At 61.6% G+C, this 16606-nt stretch carries 13 protein-coding genes; 9 read left to right on the top strand and 4 right to left on the bottom strand.

Going from position 1 to position 16606, the window contains the following annotated elements:
- Window positions 1–244 (bottom strand): IS110 family transposase (locus DW112_RS10080; protein ID WP_233545876.1); only part of this gene is annotated, 244 nt, incomplete at its 3' end.
- A 332-nt stretch (window positions 245–576) separates the two neighbouring features.
- Here DW112_RS10080 and DW112_RS10135 point away from each other — a divergent pair.
- From DW112_RS10135 to DW112_RS06300, 3 genes are all read left to right on the top strand, one after another.
- Entirely contained in the window at window positions 577–678 is a 102-nt protein-coding gene (locus DW112_RS10135) for a DUF5605 domain-containing protein (protein WP_158567560.1), read from the top strand.
- Between the two features lie 111 nt (window positions 679–789).
- Window positions 790–1701, top strand: a complete 912-nt coding sequence (locus DW112_RS06305; RefSeq protein WP_118066435.1) for an ROK family protein — start codon at window positions 790–792, stop codon at window positions 1699–1701.
- A gap of 389 nt (window positions 1702–2090) precedes the next feature.
- Window positions 2091–3635, top strand: a complete 1545-nt coding sequence (locus DW112_RS06300) for a helix-turn-helix transcriptional regulator (RefSeq protein ID WP_118258730.1) — start codon at window positions 2091–2093, stop codon at window positions 3633–3635.
- Window positions 3636–3745: 110 nt separating this feature from the next.
- Here DW112_RS06300 and mgtA read toward each other — a convergent pair whose 3' ends face one another.
- Window positions 3746–6514: a magnesium-translocating P-type ATPase gene (gene mgtA / locus DW112_RS06295; protein WP_118328585.1), complete on the bottom strand. Its 2769-nt coding sequence runs from the start codon at window positions 6512–6514 to the stop codon at window positions 3746–3748.
- 435 nt (window positions 6515–6949) lie between these two features.
- Between mgtA and pyrE the strand changes: the two genes are divergently transcribed.
- Together pyrE and DW112_RS06285 are read left to right on the top strand one after the other, a co-directional pair.
- The gene (pyrE, locus tag DW112_RS06290) at window positions 6950–7630 is read left to right on the top strand and encodes an orotate phosphoribosyltransferase (RefSeq protein WP_117839940.1); all 681 of its coding nucleotides are present in this window, start codon (window positions 6950–6952) and stop codon (window positions 7628–7630) included.
- A gap of 374 nt (window positions 7631–8004) precedes the next feature.
- Window positions 8005–8625: a helix-turn-helix domain-containing protein gene (locus DW112_RS06285; protein ID WP_117839941.1), complete on the top strand. Its 621-nt coding sequence runs from the start codon at window positions 8005–8007 to the stop codon at window positions 8623–8625.
- A gap of 144 nt (window positions 8626–8769) precedes the next feature.
- Here DW112_RS06285 and DW112_RS06280 read toward each other — a convergent pair whose 3' ends face one another.
- Both DW112_RS06280 and DW112_RS06275 read right to left on the bottom strand, forming a co-directional pair.
- The gene (locus DW112_RS06280) at window positions 8770–9624 is read right to left on the bottom strand and encodes a MurR/RpiR family transcriptional regulator (protein WP_117839942.1); all 855 of its coding nucleotides are present in this window, start codon (window positions 9622–9624) and stop codon (window positions 8770–8772) included.
- Between the two features lie 166 nt (window positions 9625–9790).
- Complete coding sequence (locus DW112_RS06275; RefSeq protein ID WP_118328584.1) at window positions 9791–12382, bottom strand: glycoside hydrolase family 2; 2592 nt, start codon at window positions 12380–12382, stop codon at window positions 9791–9793.
- Between the two features lie 114 nt (window positions 12383–12496).
- Between DW112_RS06275 and DW112_RS06270 the strand changes: the two genes are divergently transcribed.
- From DW112_RS06270 to DW112_RS06255, 4 genes are all read left to right on the top strand, one after another.
- Window positions 12497–13489: a helix-turn-helix domain-containing protein gene (locus DW112_RS06270; RefSeq protein ID WP_118328583.1), complete on the top strand. Its 993-nt coding sequence runs from the start codon at window positions 12497–12499 to the stop codon at window positions 13487–13489.
- Window positions 13490–13659: 170 nt separating this feature from the next.
- Window positions 13660–15099, top strand: coding sequence for a glycoside hydrolase family 1 protein (locus tag DW112_RS06265; protein WP_118328582.1), 1440 nt, complete (start codon window positions 13660–13662; stop codon window positions 15097–15099).
- 140 nt (window positions 15100–15239) lie between these two features.
- Window positions 15240–15776 (top strand): PTS glucose transporter subunit IIA, encoded by a 537-nt coding sequence (locus tag DW112_RS06260; RefSeq protein ID WP_117634515.1) that lies wholly within the window; start codon window positions 15240–15242, stop codon window positions 15774–15776.
- A 235-nt stretch (window positions 15777–16011) separates the two neighbouring features.
- The gene (locus tag DW112_RS06255) at window positions 16012–16569 is read left to right on the top strand and encodes a hypothetical protein (protein ID WP_117757704.1); all 558 of its coding nucleotides are present in this window, start codon (window positions 16012–16014) and stop codon (window positions 16567–16569) included.
- Window positions 16570–16606 lie beyond the last annotated feature (37 nt).

Below are 16606 nucleotides of genomic sequence, written 5' to 3'. Positions count from 1 at the left end.
CGACCGCCAGCCCCGCGGCGCGGGCGCGCCGCACGGCGAGGGACCCTATGTTGCGGAACTGGTCGACCACGACGAGCGTGCCGGCGGGCGCGGAGGCGAACAGCGCGTCGAGCTCGGCCTCCCTGTTGCGGACGGGGGCGCTGGCCAGCACCTCCCCGCCGCGGTCGATAAGGCAGGCCCAGTGGGAGGACTTGCCGACGTCCAGGCCGAGCACGGCCGCGGGCCTGGTGGATGGCGCTTTCACGGTGGTATCCTTCCGGTAGTCGTTCGACCGGATGGCCTCCCCCTCGGCACTCACATTACCAGCCGCGGCGCCTGCCCGGCACTTTCCTATCAGCCGTCGGGGGCGGCGCGTCCCGCGCCGGCAGCACCCAACGGGCCCTCTCGGGGGCAGGGACGTTCGGCCGTGCGCGGGCGCCCGGTCGGCGGCCCGTTCTGGGCGCGCCTCAATCGTAGCCCGAGACGGGCCCGGGCTGACAATTTCGACTGTAATGGACGTTCTTAAATGAGTGGTCTCGTGAGTCTGTGGGCGAGGCGGGCGCTCGATACAAGGTGCGTGTCGTGGACACATGAGGCATGACGGAGGAGGAGCTTCCCGGAACCTTTGAGGGCAAGTTCCGCATCGATCTCCCAAGTAAGCAGTATATGATGCTTCGCCTGACCAAATTAGAGGCGTAAAACAGAGATAATCGGCTCCGGGTGTGACTTGCTGCACGACCATCGCAGGGGGGTGGCCCCTGTGATGGTCGCGGCGATGCGCGTCCGGGGCTACGCTTGTAAGGAGTGAACATGCAGGAGTTTTTTGGAATCGATGTGGGCGGTACGGCCGTTAAATGGGCTGTGCTGGGCGAGGATTTTTCCATCCGCGAGCGCGGAAGCCTGCCGACGGGCTTTACCACGGCTGATGAGACGGTCGCGGCGCTGATCTCGCTCGTCGAGCCGTATCGCGAGCGCGTGAGCGCCGTGGGCGTGAGTGCGCCCGGCGGCATCTACGAGGGAGATGTCACAGGAACGATCCATCGCGGTGGTGCGCTCACGTTTATGGATGGCTGTCCGCTCGGAAAGCTCATGCGCGAGGCTCTGGGGGTGCCGATTGCCGTCAATAACGACGGTAGGTGCTGTGCACTCGGTGAGTATGCGGCTGGCGCTCTGCGCGGGACGCGTTTTGGCGTGGTGCTCGCTATCGGCACGGGCATCGGCGGCGGTATCGTCATCGACGGCAAGGTCCTGCGCGGCGCGCACTGCTTTGCAGGCGAGTTTAGCTTCTTGCGCAACGATGTCACGACTGCTGCGAGCATGGAAAACTCCTTTGCGGGTTCGGGCGGTTGGCGTGCGCTCCGCGATGCCGCCGTTGCCGAGAAGGGCCTGCCTGCGGATTCTCCGGTGGACGGCCGCCGCGTCTTTGAGTGGATCGCGGATGGCGACATGGCGGGGCAGCGCGCGCTCGACCGCTACGCTCGCGCATTTGACGGACAGCTCATCAACCTGCAGGCCGTGCTCGACCCCGAGGTCTTTGTGATCGCAGGCGGCATCTCGTGCCATCCCGAGCTCGTCGATGCCCTGCGTGCGCAGATGCCGCTGGCCCTCTCGAGTTACGAAGGGACCCTTGCCGGCATTCCTGTGCCGCAGATAAAGGCGGCCGAGCTCGGCAACGACGCCAACCTTTACGGTGCTGTCCAGGAGGCCATGCGCCTGGTGTAGCGCATTGGACATAATCATTGGGGACGTTCTTGTTTGACTAGTCGTTTAAGAACGTCCCCAATGGCTACCCACAGAATGAGAGTGGATAATCTCCCGTTTTTGGCCTGCATACAGGCTCAAAGTGGGAGATTATCCGCTCTCGTCATTTGATTGGCACTTGCGTCACTTGCACTCATTGGGGACGTACTTAAATGAGTGGCAGTTGGGGACACTCCTTGCCGAGCTGCAAGCCGTGCGCGCCCCTTCTGGGTCTTGCGGCTCAAAATCGGTTTACGCCGTGGGCTGTTGGGGTCAAATTAGCGACATTTTGAGGATAGGTTCGATATTAGGACTGGTTCTCTAATAGAATGAGTTTGCAGGCCATTAAGCGACTGCGGGGGGGGGTATTCATGAAAGGTATGGGAGACACAACAGCGTATTTGCGTTGGGGCATTCGGGAGATTATATGCCTGGCGCTGTTCTATTTTACGTTTTTGGCTGGCGAGTACCTCTTCGACATGCGCGTGGCCGAGTTTGTGCCGCCGAGCGAGGTTGCTACCTACGAGACCCTCATCGTCGGTGCGAGCGTAATCGGCTTTTTTGTGCGTCCTATTCTGTACTATCGCCGCCCCCGCGCGATCGATACGACGAGCGACATCACGGGCGTGCTGCTGGTGTCGGCATTGCTGCTGATGATTATGGCGGTTCGGTTTGAGGTGGTAATTGCCGGCGGTTTGATGGCGTGTTGCACGCTGGGCTACTGCGGATCGACCGCTCACGCCAACTTTGCGCGGCGCTTTGCGCGGACGCCGTACTTGGCGCGCGCGGCGGCGCTTTCATATGCTCTGGGCGTCCTGCTTCAGGTGTTCAGCCACATGGTGATACCCGCGGGGATTCCGCAGCAGTTTGTTTTTGTTGCCTGTGCGGTCGCGCAGGTGGCGCTCCTCCACGGCGTCCGCCGTGCCAAGCTGCGCGGCGAATCTGAGTTTGGGCCTGAACCCGATATCTCCGAGCTTTCGGTGGATGCATCGGAGTTTGGCGCCAAATGGCGAAACGATCCCGAGTCAACGGCGGCTTTTCGGCGCGCCGTGGTGCGTCTGACGATTGCAACCGCCTGCCTTACCGGGGTGTTTGCCGCCCTCAATGCGGGGCTCACGATCTCGCACGCCGCCGGGTCCGTTGACTTGGGCGATTGGTCGCGCTTGCTGATGGGCGTGAGCGCTCTGCTCGCCGGCGCCCTATTTGACCTGCGCGGGCGCTCGTGTATGAACATCATCATGACCTGCGCCGCCATGTTGTCCACGCTCTCATTCGCTGTGCTTATCACCGATGCCAACGGCGCCAACATACTTGCCGCCACCGTCATCTTCTATCTGGGTGCGGGCTTCTTCGTGGTGTTTTTCACGGCGAAGTTTGCCGCCATTTCGGTGTATGCGCATTGGTCGTATCTGTGGCCGTGTATGGGCCGCGTCATCAATAACGTTTGCGCGATGCTCGTGACGGCACCGGCGGTGGCGATTGTCTCGAGCCAGAACGTGCTGTTGGCAGTGGGCGTGGGGCTTGTACTGCTTGTGGGCATTGCGATCTCGCTGCTGGGACAGTCTGGGCATCAGGTCTATGACGTTGAAGTGCGCGGCGACCTGGCGTTTGCTGCTAGCGACCTTGGCACGGATCCCGTATCCGCCCAGAGCGAGCCCGCCCCCGCAGAGGTGCCGGAGTCCACACTCGACGAGCGTCTCGATACCTTCGCCGTCGCCTTTGAGCTTACGCAGCGCGAGCGCGATATTTTGGAGGCCTTGGTCGCATCGCGCGAGAGTGTTCAAGACATCGCCGCAACGCTCTTCCTTTCGCGCTCCACGCTTTACCGTCATATCGCCTCGATCAACAAAAAGACCGGCGCCTCCTCACGTGTGGCCCTCATCAACTTTTTCTGGTCCTGGGCGCCCAAGGACTAGCCCATTTGGGACGGGGCTTTTTTAGCTGTTTTGGGCAGCCACTGCCAGCGCGAACCACCACAAAGGGGACAGGCACCTTTGTGGTGGTTTTGACGGGAGCGCCTGTGGAGTTACAGCAGCTCGCCGTGGCGGGCAATGTAGCGGCGCTTTGCCAGCTGAGTGAGCGCGATGTAGGCGGTGACGATGCCGATGAGCAGCGCGAAGAAGCTCGCCGGCAGCGGCAAGAGGCCGAGCGCATCGGCGATGGGGCTTGCCGGCAGCCAGGTGACGAGCGCCAGGCCCAGCACGGTGAGAACGCACAGCGCGGGCGCGGCGTGGTCGCGCGGGCTCGGCAGGCGCGGGGAGCGCAGCATGTGGATCACGAGCGTCTGCGACCACATGGACTCGACAAACCAGCCGCTCTGGAAGAGCGCCACAAAGGCCGCCATGCCTGCGGCGTTGCCCGTCCCGGCGAGCTCGGACCAGCTTGCGCCTACGGTGGCAGGGCACACCACAAAGAAGAGCGCGGCGAAGGTTACGATGTCAAACAGCGAGCTCACGGGACCCAACTCGAGCATAAAGCCCTTAATGGACGCGGCGTCCCAGGCGCGCGGACGGGCGGTCCAGGCGTCATCGACGGTGTCCCACGGCAGCGCGATACACACGATCTCGTAGACCAGCGACAGCAACACCAGCTGCAGGGCGCTCATGGGCAAAAACGGCAGGAACAGGCTCGCGACGGTCACGGACAGTACGTTGCCAAAGTTGGAGCTCACCGTGGTCTTGAGGTACTTGAGCAGGTTGCCGTAGGTGCGGCGGCCTTCGATGATGCCGCGCTCGAGCACGCCCAGGTCCTTCTGAAGCAAGATGATATCGGCGGATTCCTTGGCGATGTCGACGGCCGAATCGACCGAGATGCCGCAGTCGCTCGCGCGCATGGCGGCGGCGTCGTTGATGCCGTCGCCCATAAAGCCCACGGTGTGGCCGAGCAGCTCGCGCATGACGCGCACCAGACGCGCCTTCTGCAGCGGCGAGAGCTTGGCGAAGAGGTGGGTGTGCTCGGCGCGCTCGGCAAGCTCGGCGTCATCGAGCGCATCGATCTCGGAGCCCAGCAAGACATTGCTCGCGTCGATACCGATCTGCTCGCAGACGGTGGCGGCGACGCGATCGTTGTCGCCGGTCAGGACCTTGACCGCCACGCCCTTGGCCTCGAGGGTGGCGACGGCGCCCGCGGCACTCGCCTTGGGCGGATCGAGGAAGGCCAAAAAGCCCATCAGCACCATGTCGCACTCGTCGGCGATGCCAAACTCGCCCACGCAGCGCGGATTGGTCTTCTGCGCCACGGCAATCACGCGCAGGCCCTCGGCGTTAAGTCCGGCGACCTGCTTTCGAATCTGGGCGAGCCTCTCGTCGGTGAGCGGCTGAGCGATGCCATCGACCTCGACAAAGGAGCAGATCTCGAGCATTTCCTCGGCAGCGCCCTTGGTAACCATCTGGGTTTTGCCTTGGGCGTCGGCGACAACTACGCTCAGGCGACGGCGCGAGAAATCGAAGGGCACCTCGTCGACCTTGGTATAGCGGTCGCGCAGGCTCTGGCCCAGCATGGAATCGGGCACGACGGTCGAGGGCGTCACATCGGCACGGTCGATGACGGCCAGGTCGATAAGGTTTTTGAGGCCGGTCTGGAAGAAGCTGTTCAAAAACGCATGGCGCAGCACGCGTGCATCCTCGTTGCCGTCGGTGTTGAGGTAGCGCTCGAGCACGATGCGGTCCTCGGTGAGGGTGCCGGTCTTGTCGCAGCACAGGACGTCCATCGCGCCGAGGTTTTGGATCGCCGGCAGTTCCTTGACGATAACCTGGCGACGGGCGAGGTCCTTGGCGCCCTGCGACAGGCTCGTGGTCACGATGACGGGAAGCATCTGCGGCGTGATGCCCACGGCCACGCTCGTGGCGAACAACAGCGCATCGATGACGTTGCCCTTGGTGGCGGCGTTGATGGCAAAGACCGCCGGCGCCATAACGAGCATGAGGCGCACGAGCAGCATGGAGACGCTCGAGACGCCGCGGTCAAACGCGCTCTTCTCGCCGCGCCCGTTGAGCATCTTGGCGATGCCGCCCAGGTATGTGTCCGAGCCGGTGGCAACGACGAGTGCCATGGCGGTGCCGTTTTGCACGGAGGTGCCGGTAAAGACGATGTTCTTGCAGGCAGACAGCGGCAACGCGGAGCTGTCGGCGCCCTCAATGACAGCTGCGGCAGAGGTCTTCTCGACGGCCTCGCTCTCGCCCGTGAGCGCGGACTCGATCACAAACAGGTCGCGCGCGGTGATGATGCGGGCATCGGCCGGCACCATATCGCCGGCAGAGAGACGGATCACATCGCCGGGGACGAGCTCGTCGAAGGGGATTTCGAGGCGCTCGTCGTCGCGCAGGGCGCAGCAGGTGTTAGAGACCAGGTCCTTGAGGGCCTCGGCCGCATTGCCGCTGCGGGCTTCCTGGATAAACTTCATGCCGCCCGATACCAGCAACATGATGCCGATGACGATGACCGTGGAGGGGTCGCGCTGCGGCTCGGGCACGGCGAGCACGTCGATGTAGAGCGAGACCAGCGCGAGCGCGGCGAGGATGCCGGCGAAGGGGTCAACGAATGCGTCGGCGATGCGGCGCACAAGCGTCTTGGTCGGCGCCTCGATGGTGTTGGGGCCGACGGCGTTCAGGCGCTCGGCGGCATGCTCGGCAGTGAGTCCGTCGGCCGTGGCGTCGAGCAGCACGAGGGCGTCCTCGGCGCTATGGGTGGCGGCGAATATGATGTTCTTGGACATGCCGGCGCGAGCGGCGGGGCGCGCCGTGCGGCGGCGCTTGGAGATGGCTTCGAGTACCGTGGCGGTTTTGAGCATCAGCATAGGGTCCTCCTTGTTGAAGGGAGTTAGCGTACGTGTCGTATTTGCTTCAAAAAACCTAGATGTCGCTCACGTCATGCTTTCAAACCACCACAAAGGGACAGGCACCTTTGTGGTGGTTTTGACGATCGGTTAGTGGCGCTTATGCGTGCGCGGAATCCTCGCGGCGTGCCGAGGGCGACATGCAGGTTTTTCGACTATGGCTGCCTTCCATGGCACACCCCCTTAAGGCCGGGCGCGGCGCGCTTTGGGTATCTCGTACCCGTTTTAATCCGCCCGTATTTTTGATGAGGGGGTTTGCCGTGTCAACCCCTTTGTTTGGAAAACCATTGCCCCTGACAAAGCCTTTACAGAATGCTGAGGCCCCAAAGCGCGCCCGCAACGCGCCTTGCCTGCGCTAAACTGGAAGACACGTACGCGATTACGAGAGGAGCCCGCATGGAGGCTTACAAGCAAGAGTTCATCAAGTTTATGGTCGAGTCCGATGTTCTTAAGTTCGGCAGCTTTACGCTCAAGAGCGGCCGTCAGTCCCCGTTCTTTATGAACGCCGGCGCTTACGTGACGGGCTATCAGCTCAAGAAGCTGGGCGAGTATTACGCCCAGGCCATTCACGATAACTTTGGCGACGACTTCGACGTGCTGTTTGGACCGGCCTACAAGGGCATTCCGCTGGCCGTCGTGACCGCCATTGCCTACCACGAGCTGTACGGCAAGGAGGTCAAGTACTGCTGTGACCGCAAGGAGGCCAAGGACCACGGTGCCGACAAGGGCAACCTTTTGGGCTATGAGCCCCAGGACGGCGACCGCGTGATTATGGTCGAGGATGTCACCACCTCCGGCAAGTCCATCGACGAGACCTACCCCAAGGTCAAGGCTGCTGCCGATGTCGAGATCAAGGGCCTTATCGTTTCCCTCAACCGCATGGAGGTCGGCAAGGGTGGCGTGACCACCGCGCAGAAGGAGATCGAGGCCAAGTACGGTTTCCCCGTCGCGAGCATCGTCTCCATGGCCGAGGTCGTCGAGACCCTCTACAACCACGAGATCGACGGCAAGGTCGTCATCGATGACGAGCTCAAGGCCGCTATCGACGCCTACTACGAGCAGTACGGAGTTAAGTAGGTTACGGCGTTTTACCAAACGCCGTAACCGGCCGACGCTGCGCGGGCCGCATTTGGACAATCTGACGTTCAACTTCAAGGGCGCGACCAGAAGGTCAGCGCCCTTTCGTTTCACGTCACCTTGTCTCAAATGCGGCCCGCTCGCTGTCGTTGCCAAGACATCGGCACTCCCGTTGCTGGCGATGCGGCATCTGGGGACACTCCTGATGTAGTCATTGGGGACGTTCTTAAATGACTACTTAGGATGAGCGTCCAAAATCCGCGCTCGTTCGATTGGCGCATGTCTACGCAGCGTAGGTTGTCGAGCCTGGCCTTCAAATGGATACTGACTGTCGAACCGGTTCACTCCATTTCTTCAATTTGATTGGACAGCCCATGAACCAGACACGGCAAACCAATGCCTCCCATACTTTTTTGGCAGCGCATGCCATTAAGCAGCTGCGCGAAGAGCGCGGCCTCACCCAGCGCGCCCTGGCGGAAAGCCTTGGTGTGACCGATAAAGCCGTCAGCAAGTGGGAATCCGGCCGCGGCCTTCCCGACATTTCCCTCGTTGAGCCTTTGGCCCAGAGACTCGGCATAAGCGTGGCTGAGCTTTTGGCTGGTGACATTCGGGCCAACGCCAACCGTGCAGGCAATATGCTCAAAGGCGTCTTTTACGTTTGCCCTATCTGCGGAAACGTTGTGCACGCGCTCGGAGAAGGCAGCTTTAGCTGCTGTGGCTCCACGATGTTTCCCCAGGAGGCCGAAGAGCCGGACGCGGACCACGCCTTTTCCATCGAGCGCATCGAGGACGATTGGTACGTCACGCTCGATCATCCCATGACCAAGGATCACTACATTAGCTTTGTGGCATATGCGACTATGGACGGCGTCTGCTTTAAGAAGCTCTATCCAGAGCAATCGGTGCAGCCGCGCTTCCATATTACCGGGCGCGGCAGGATATATCTTTACTGCAACCAACACGGGCTCTTTACGTCGCTGACGCCTCGCAAATAACGGCTGTCTATCCGCCCTCCTCATGCGTTTCCCAGGGGACCCAAAATGAGCGTGGATAATCTCCCGGTTTTGGCCTGTGTGCGGGCTCAAAGTGGGAGATTATCCACGCTCGTTATCTGAGTGTCCAAAAATCCACGCTCGTCGTTACTTGAGCCCGGGCAGGCGGGTGTAGGGAAACGACCGCTCGAGGAACTCGGAACAGCGGGCGTAATCTTTGGCAAAGTAGCTGCTGTAGAGCGAATCGAGCACGTATTGCACGGCGATGTGGCTGGCGAACTGCGTGATGCGGTGCGTCATACTCTCGTGGTCGCTCACCATGAGATAGGCGGCAAAGCCGGGGTGAATGCGGGCGCAGTACGGTGTGCCGATGACGATGACCGGGACGCGTCGACTGCTGAGGATCGGCAAGATCTCCCTGAGGTTGGGGGCAAGGCCGCTGTAGGAGATGACAATCGCCACATGGTCGGGGCCCGAGGCGAGCGCCGTACGCACCTGCGCCTCGACGCTGCCGTAGCACGTCGCGCTTTTACCGGCGGAAAGCAAGCGATCGCGGAACATTCCCGCTGGATACAGGTTATGCGAGCCCGTGTAGATGTCCACGGTGTCGGCGCGCATGACGAGCTTGGCGGCGTAGTCGAGCTGTGCGGGGTCGAGCAGTTCCTGCGTTTCGGCCAAGGTGGTCTGGTAGAGCCCCTCCATGCGCTCCATTACCTGTGCGGGGGTGGAGGTGGCATCGAAGGGAAAGTTGATGTCCACGTCGCGCCGATTGCCCGCCTCGGTCGCCTGGCGGATGAGCTCGACCTTGAGGTCTTTGAATCCCTCGAGGCCGAGCTTTTTGCAAAAGCGGTGCACGCTCGCGACCGAAACGTTGGCGCACGCGGCAAATTCCTTAATGGAAAGCCCGCGCACATCCTCGCCCATGGCGAGGGCCGTTTGCCCAAGTTGTTGCTCGGTGGGGGTGAGGCTTTTGCCCTGCGTGATCTTTCGCCTGATATCCATATGGCTCCTATGCGTTTGCGTCGCGATAAACCAATCATAACGATAAATAAAACGTTCGGCTTGGCTGGGAGTTTTGGTCCGCCGGTCTATGAACGACGGACCGCTCGACGCCGTGCGGGCTCAACATGGGGGCACTGTCCTTGTTGGGCCGTTTGCGCCCGGGGCGTTACCCGAGCACACGTACGGGCCCCAAGAGGCCGCTGGGCTCGGAGGGCTCGGTCATGCCGAATATGTCGGGGACGGCGTGATCGAGGGTGTTGATGATGTCGATCGTAAGCGCGTGCTCACCGGCCAAAAGCGCGCCGACCTCAAAGCGGTAAGGCGGACAGATACGGGTGCCGAGGGATTTGCCGTCGAGGGCGACGGTTGCGGTCTCAAAGACCTCGCCAAGGTCGATGACGGTGCTGGTGACCGCTTCGCCCAGGACAAAGGAGGCCTGGTAGCGGAATGTGCCGGCCTTGCCGGGGAACTCGGCCGAGGAAAGGTCGTGCAGGTCTGCAAGCTCAACAGGCTCGCCAAAGGCATCGGTGCCAGGGGCAGAGAAGGCAACCGCCCAGGGCCCGTCGATGCATGCGGCTTCGTCTCCAACGGTTGCCGCGCCGGCGGAACCTGTAGCCCCAAGGACCACGATGCAGCTCTCGTAGGGAGCCAACTCGAGCGTGCCGTCAAAGGCGGCGGGCTCGGTGCCGTTGAGCAGGTCGAGGCGCGCGCCTGCAACGGGTGTGCCGTCGGCAAGCGCAACCTGAGTGGAGATACCCTGCTTGGGATGCTCGTTGACGAGCATCAGATAGCTCTCGCCCGCCCGCTCGTAGCGCAGTGCGCGCAGCCAGGGCTGGGGCTCGGCGCAAACCACGGTCTGCATGCCGGTATTGGCAAGTGTGCCTGCGAGCCCGGTGGTCGCCAGGAGTTTGATGCCGGCGAGCGCGGTTGCATCCAGGGAGGCAAAGCCCTCGCGGCCTGCAGTGTCGCCGTCGTAGCGCTTGTTCGGCAACTTATCCAGCGCGTACACGGCAACGCCCGCGGCTGCGGCGCGCGCGGCAAAGTCGAGCACGGCTCCGCCGACAAACTCGGCTCCGGGCATCACCAGGCAGCGGTATGCCTGGCCGTTCACGCTAAAGCCGCTACCGTCTGCGGCAATTTCAACGGCATAGCGCCCTGCGTCCTCAAATGCCTCTGCTGGCACGATGTCAAAGTCGACCTGCGCGCGCATAAGCTCGGAGGCGGCATGCTGCATAAAGTTCGCCTCGCCTGCCCACTCGGCGTCCGCATGGTAGAGAAGCGCCGCCGGGGTCGTTGCACGCCCGCCGCTCAGCAGACTCGCCGTACGGTTCATGTAGCTCATGAGCTGCCCAAAGTGTGCAAACTGGGGGTTTTGGCCATGCGCATAGAAATGCGGCGGGCAGTCCCAGTCGGGGAAGGCGGCCATGCTAAAGGCATGCGGCACAAACCAATTGACGCCGCGCACCAAAAAATGATCGGCGATCCACTTCATCTCGCGCAGGCCTTCGTGCCATCCAAATGCGCCAAAGACCTCGGCCATGCAGCGCCCCTGCTTTTTGGGGTCGAGGTGTGCTGCCGAGGAGCCCAGCTTGGGCAGCACGTAGTTATAGAACTCGAGGTCCCATACGCCGCGTCCGTAGCTGTGAAGGCCGCGGTCCATGCCGGGCACAAGCTGGTTGATCACGATGTCGACGCCCGCCATGTCCTGACCGCCCACGGCGCGGAAGTAGTGCCCGGCGCCCACGCCCAGGCGCGCGTGGCAGTCCTTGTCTTCGATTACGTGACCGATGTATTGCACGCCGTGCGCGCGGCACCAGTCGCCGAGCTGGTCGCAGAAGCACTCCTTATAGAGGGTACTCGCGATGTCCATATAGACGTGGCGTACATGCGCGCCGGCCGGCTCGCGGTCCCACAGGTGCGGGAGCTCGTCCAGGTAGCGCTCGCCCAGCGCCGTGCGCAGGCGACGCTCAAGCTCGGCCGACCAGGGCAGGGGCGCGGTGGCCTTGCCGATGAGCGTATCCGAGATGCCGTCGGGGCCCGTGGTGCCCTTCTCGTTGGCAAATCCGGGCTCATCGGAGAAAAAGCCCAGGATCGTCTTGCCAAACTCATCGCCCAGATGCTCAAAATGCGGCTCGTAGACAGCATCGATGAGCTGCGCCACCGAGGCGCGGTCGACCATATTGATGTAGTCCTCGTTGTAGGAGGTCTTGCCGCTCGTGAACATCACGCATGCCTGCGTGAGGCCCGCAGGTGCATCGAAGACCAGGCGGCTGGGGTTGCCGTCTGCATCGTCGATTACTCGGTAAGCGACGTCGACGGGGCTGCCGTCCTGCATAAATGTCACGCCGTAGAAGTGCTCGGTTTTGTCGAACATGTTGGCGAGCGCGATGCTTGCGGCGGACGTGGGACCCACGATGTTGAGTGTGCGGTGCGTGAGAACGATCTTGCGGAGCTCGGGCACGGCCTCCTTGACGGCGCCGTTGGCAAAGCCCGTGGGGAAGTGCGCGTCGTCCAAGATCCAGAGCTTAAGGCCCAGCTGCTTGCACTCGTCAATGACAAAGCGCAAGTCGCGCCACCAGCCCTCGCCGCAAAAATCGGGGTGTGGGCGGCTTTCGAGACAGACCTCGTGGATGTCGGCGCCGGCGATCTTTTCCAGATACTCGGCAATGGTCTTATGGCTCTCGCCCTTCATCCACAAAAACGGAAGCACGTGGTTGTCGTATGTGCCCTCGAGCACCTGCTGGTAGTACGCGGTCATGGATCCTCCTTGGCTCGATCGATCTGCTGTATAGCACAGATTATGGACGCGTCGGCGCGTTCTGCTAATATCTGAATCACGACGAACTATGACCAAATCAACGATTGGCAAGCCATGGAGATCGACGAGCTCGAGCGTAGGCTCAGCGAACTGAGCGCCAGTGAGATCGCTTATAAAGACGGCATGGCATTTGATTGGTCGATTATGACCGAGCATGTCGAAATCGACGGATGCCCAGTGCGCAAGATTGGGCAGCCAGGGTTTGCCTACGCCCAGCCCGGCATGCCGCGTGGCCTGACGATAAGGAAAAACTCGCGCTTTAATGCAGTTCCCGAGCACGTGCATGATTACGTGGAGCTGAGCTATGTGTATCGCGGACGCTGCCCGCAGACGGTGGCGGGGGAGAGGCTCGAACTGGGCCGCAACGAGGTGCTTTTGCTCGACGCCCTCTGCCCGCATGCCGTGGCGGCGCTTGGTGAGGACGACATCATGCTAAGCATGACCGTTTCACGCTCTTTTTTGCGCCGGAGCCTCGAGTCGAGCCTCTCGCGCGAGAGCGCGGTCTCGCGGTTTTTGTTCAACGCGCTCAACAGCGAGACGGACCATCGGGGCCATGTCCGTTTTCATTGCGGCGAGAGCCGTCGGATTCGGCGCTACATGCAGGAGATGCTCTGTGAGCTGTATGACCCGAGCCCTAATGGTCCCGAGATCGTCCTGCGTCTGTTTCAGCTGTTTTTGGCCGAGCTCATGGATTGCTACGAGCGCAAGCTGGTGCGCGGCGCGGCGGACGGCGCGGCGGGGCCCACTGCCCTGGTGACGGGAATGCTCGGCTATATCGATCGCGAATTCGCTGCATGCTCCCTCGAGGGGATGGCGGCGGAGTTTGGCTTGAGCCCTAATTATGCGACGGCGCTCCTCAAGCGGCATGTGGGCAAGACCTTTAGGCAGCTTGTGCAGGAGCGACGCCTGGTGCGTGCGGCCGAGCTTCTGCGCGGTGGCGCCACGGCCGGGGCGGCTGCGCATGCGGTGGGCTATGAAAACATGAGCTTCTTCTACCGTAAGTTTCACGACAAGTATGGCTGCACCCCCGCGGCATACCGCCGGTAAGCGCGGGGCGGATCGTCTTCGCTCCTTCGGTGTCAAAAAGTTTCAGCTGCAGCGCTGTTGCAGCGCGCGTCTGCGAAAAGAAGTGTCCAAATCGGCGCCTTCGCCCTGGCCTGGAGCGACTCGGCGGCATACTCGTTTCATCAGCAACACGCATGAGCGAGGAGGCACTTATGGGATTCCCCGAGGGTTTCTATTGGGGTGGCGCTACCGCCGCCAATCAGTTTGAGGGCGCTTGGAACGTGGACGGCCGCGGTCCTTCCGTCGATGACCATTTTTTGGGCGGCAGCTACAAGGAGCCGCGTCAGATTACGATCGACATCGACCCCGACCGCTTCTACCCCAATCATGACGGTATCGACTTCTACCATCACTACGAGGAGGACATCGCACTGTTCGCCGAGATGGGCTTCAACATGTTCCGCATGTCCATCTCTTGGAGCCGCATCTTCCCCAACGGCGACGACGCCGAGCCCAACGAGGCCGGCCTCGCCTTCTACGATCGCGTCTTCGACTGCCTGCGCGCTCACAATATCGAGCCGCTCGTGACCCTGTCGCACTACGAGATGCCCTATCACCTGGTCGAGAAATACAATGGCTGGGCGAGCCGCGAGCTCATCGGCTTCTTTGAGAAGTACTGCCAGACCGTCTTCGACCGCTATCAGGACAAGGTCAAGTTCTGGCTCACCTTCAACGAGATCAACTGCGGCACCCAGGACATGGGCAATCTCTTTGGGACCAGCATGATCCAGGGCTTTGAGGGCCCGGCTTCGGCGGTCCACACCACGCCGCAGGCCCGTATGCAGGCCCTGCATCACCAGTTTGTCGCCAGCGGCCGCGTCGTGCGCTATGCCCACGAGCACTATCCGCAGTTTAAGATGGGCAACATGGACTGCTTCGTCCTCTCCTATGCCGCCACGTGCGATCCGGCCGACGTGTTCGCCACGCAGCAGGAGATGAATACCATGAACTGGTACTGCTCCGACGTGCAGGTGCGCGGCAAGTATCCGTTCTATGCCAAGCGTTTCTGGGCCGAGAATGACGTCGAGCTCGTGATGGAGGACGGCGATCTGCAGGATATCGCCGACGGCAAGGTCGATTTCTACACCTTTAGCTACTACATGTCCGGAACCGTGGGCACCCACAAGGACCACGAGATGACCGAGGGCAACATGACCTTTGGCGGCAAGAACCCCTATCTGGAGTCCACCGACTGGGGCTGGCAGATCGATCCGCTGGGCCTGCGCATCGCCCTCAACGAGATTTACGCCCGCTACGAGATTCCGCTGATGGTGGTCGAGAACGGCATGGGCGCCTACGATGAGGTCGAGGAGGACGGCTCCATCCACGATCCGTATCGTATCGCCTACTTGCGCAGCCACATCAAGGCCATGGGCGAGGCCATTGCCGACGGCGTCGACCTGATCGCCTATACCTGGTGGGGCCCCATCGACCTGGTTTCTGCCGGCACCGGCGAGATGCGCAAGCGCTACGGTTTCATTCACGTCGATAAGTACGACGACGGCACCGGTACCTACGAGCGCCGCCGCAAGGACAGCTTCTACGCCTACCAGAAGATCATCAAGTCCAACGGTGCCGAGGGCCTGGATTAATCGACAATATGAGTGCCACCGGGGAAAAGCGTTGGGATGGGCTCGCGATTCGAGTCCCCACCTTAGCATTTGAACCATTTGGCACTATAATCACCATAGGCATGCGCATAACGTTGCGCTTAATCAAGAGGAGAAAACGTATGGGTCTGTTTGACATGTTCAAGAAGAAGGCTGAGCCCGCGGCTGCCGCTGCTCCGTCCTCCATCTCTGCTTCTGCCGGCGCCGACGTGCTGTGCTCGCCCGTCAAGGGCAAGGTCATCAAGATGGCCGACGTGCCCGATCCCGTCTTTGGCGGCGAGGTTCTGGGCAAGGGCTGCGCCGTGTGGCCCGAGGACGATCTGGTCTACGCTCCCTGCGACGGCAAGGTGACCGTCACCATGGGTCACGCCGTGGGCCTGCAGTCCGATAGCGGCATCGAGGTTCTGGTGCACGTTGGCGTCGATACCGTCAACATGAACGGCGATGGCTTCGAGGGCTTCGTCAAGGCCGACGACGTCGTGAAGGCTGGCCAGCCCATGCTCAAGATTGACCGCGCCAAGATCGCTGCCGCCGGTTACAAGGACTGCGTCGTCGTGGCTGTGTCCAACACCGCCGAGTTCGCCGACGTCGAGCTCGCCGTCGAGGCTGACTCCGCTGTCGCCGCTGGCGATGCCATCGTCAAGGTCGTCCGCAAGTAGTCTGCGGCAACATAAGGGTGTTTTGGGGTGGTCGGGTTATCCGGCCGCCCTTTTTTATTGCAATGCGGCGGAACGTTTTATTGCGCGTTGGGCGGACCGGTAAACCGTTCGGACGTTAAATCGAGCCGACTGCGCCTTTGCTTTGCCGGGGGTGTTCGTTATCGGCTAGTATGGCCTTATTGTTACGACGCGCACCGCGTCGGGAAGCGCGGTGCCGCTTGTTGGGAGGAATGTCATGAAGAAGAAGCTGCTGCTTGCGCCCCTGATGGCTGTTCTGGTCGCGTGCGTGGTTGTGCTTTCCGGCTGCGGAGGTCCTTCGGTTGAGGAGCTCATCACCGAGGATCTTACGACGCAGTTTGACGAGGTCAAGAACGGCGGCGACGACTTCCTCGCCGGCCTGGAAGAGGCCTCGGGCGACGAGTTCGAGCAGCTGGGCATCGATCCCAAGGAGTACGCCAAGAGCTATCTCGAGGGTTTTGACTACAAGATCGGCGATGTGACGGTCGACGAGGACAAGGGCACCGCGACTGCCGATGTCACCATTACCTGCAAGTCCATGAACAAGATCGTTGAAGATTTCGCCACCCAGTATCAGGAGAAGATCGCGGCGCTCGATACGATGCCTTCCGAGGACGACCTGTACAAGATGGCCGGCCAGGTCATGGTCGACGTGACCAAGGCCGCTAAGACCAAGGACACCAAGGTTACCTTCAAGTACACCGCCAATGACGATGGCGAGTGGTCTGCTGACGATTCCGCAACCACCGAGATGATGAATGCGATGATGAGCTAGGGGAGTTACGCGGTAGTTCGTTACGGCGTTTTACCAA

The sequence above is a fragment of the Collinsella sp. AM09-41 genome, assembly GCF_003473245.1.
Taxonomy (GTDB): domain Bacteria; phylum Actinomycetota; class Coriobacteriia; order Coriobacteriales; family Coriobacteriaceae; genus Collinsella.
This window is presented reverse-complemented; position numbering and strand designations above follow the sequence as displayed.

Bases quoted from the DNA above. Each gene is read 5' to 3' on its own strand.
- DW112_RS06255 (WP_117757704.1), top strand. From the start codon at position 16,012: ATGAAGAAGAAGCTGCTGCTTGCGCCCCTGATGGCTGTTCTGGTCGCG.
- DW112_RS06305 (WP_118066435.1), top strand. From the start codon at position 790: ATGCAGGAGTTTTTTGGAATCGATGTGGGCGGTACGGCCGTTAAATGG.
- DW112_RS06265 (WP_118328582.1), top strand. From the start codon at position 13,660: ATGGGATTCCCCGAGGGTTTCTATTGGGGTGGCGCTACCGCCGCCAAT.
- pyrE (WP_117839940.1), top strand. From the start codon at position 6,950: ATGGAGGCTTACAAGCAAGAGTTCATCAAGTTTATGGTCGAGTCCGAT.
- DW112_RS06280 (WP_117839942.1), bottom strand. From the start codon at position 9,624: ATGGATATCAGGCGAAAGATCACGCAGGGCAAAAGCCTCACCCCCACC.
- DW112_RS06300 (WP_118258730.1), top strand. From the start codon at position 2,091: ATGAAAGGTATGGGAGACACAACAGCGTATTTGCGTTGGGGCATTCGG.
- mgtA (WP_118328585.1), bottom strand. From the start codon at position 6,514: ATGCTGATGCTCAAAACCGCCACGGTACTCGAAGCCATCTCCAAGCGC.
- DW112_RS06285 (WP_117839941.1), top strand. From the start codon at position 8,005: ATGAACCAGACACGGCAAACCAATGCCTCCCATACTTTTTTGGCAGCG.
- DW112_RS06275 (WP_118328584.1), bottom strand. From the start codon at position 12,382: ATGACCGCGTACTACCAGCAGGTGCTCGAGGGCACATACGACAACCAC.
- DW112_RS10135 (WP_158567560.1), top strand. From the start codon at position 577: ATGACGGAGGAGGAGCTTCCCGGAACCTTTGAGGGCAAGTTCCGCATC.
- DW112_RS06270 (WP_118328583.1), top strand. From the start codon at position 12,497: ATGGAGATCGACGAGCTCGAGCGTAGGCTCAGCGAACTGAGCGCCAGT.
- DW112_RS06260 (WP_117634515.1), top strand. From the start codon at position 15,240: ATGGGTCTGTTTGACATGTTCAAGAAGAAGGCTGAGCCCGCGGCTGCC.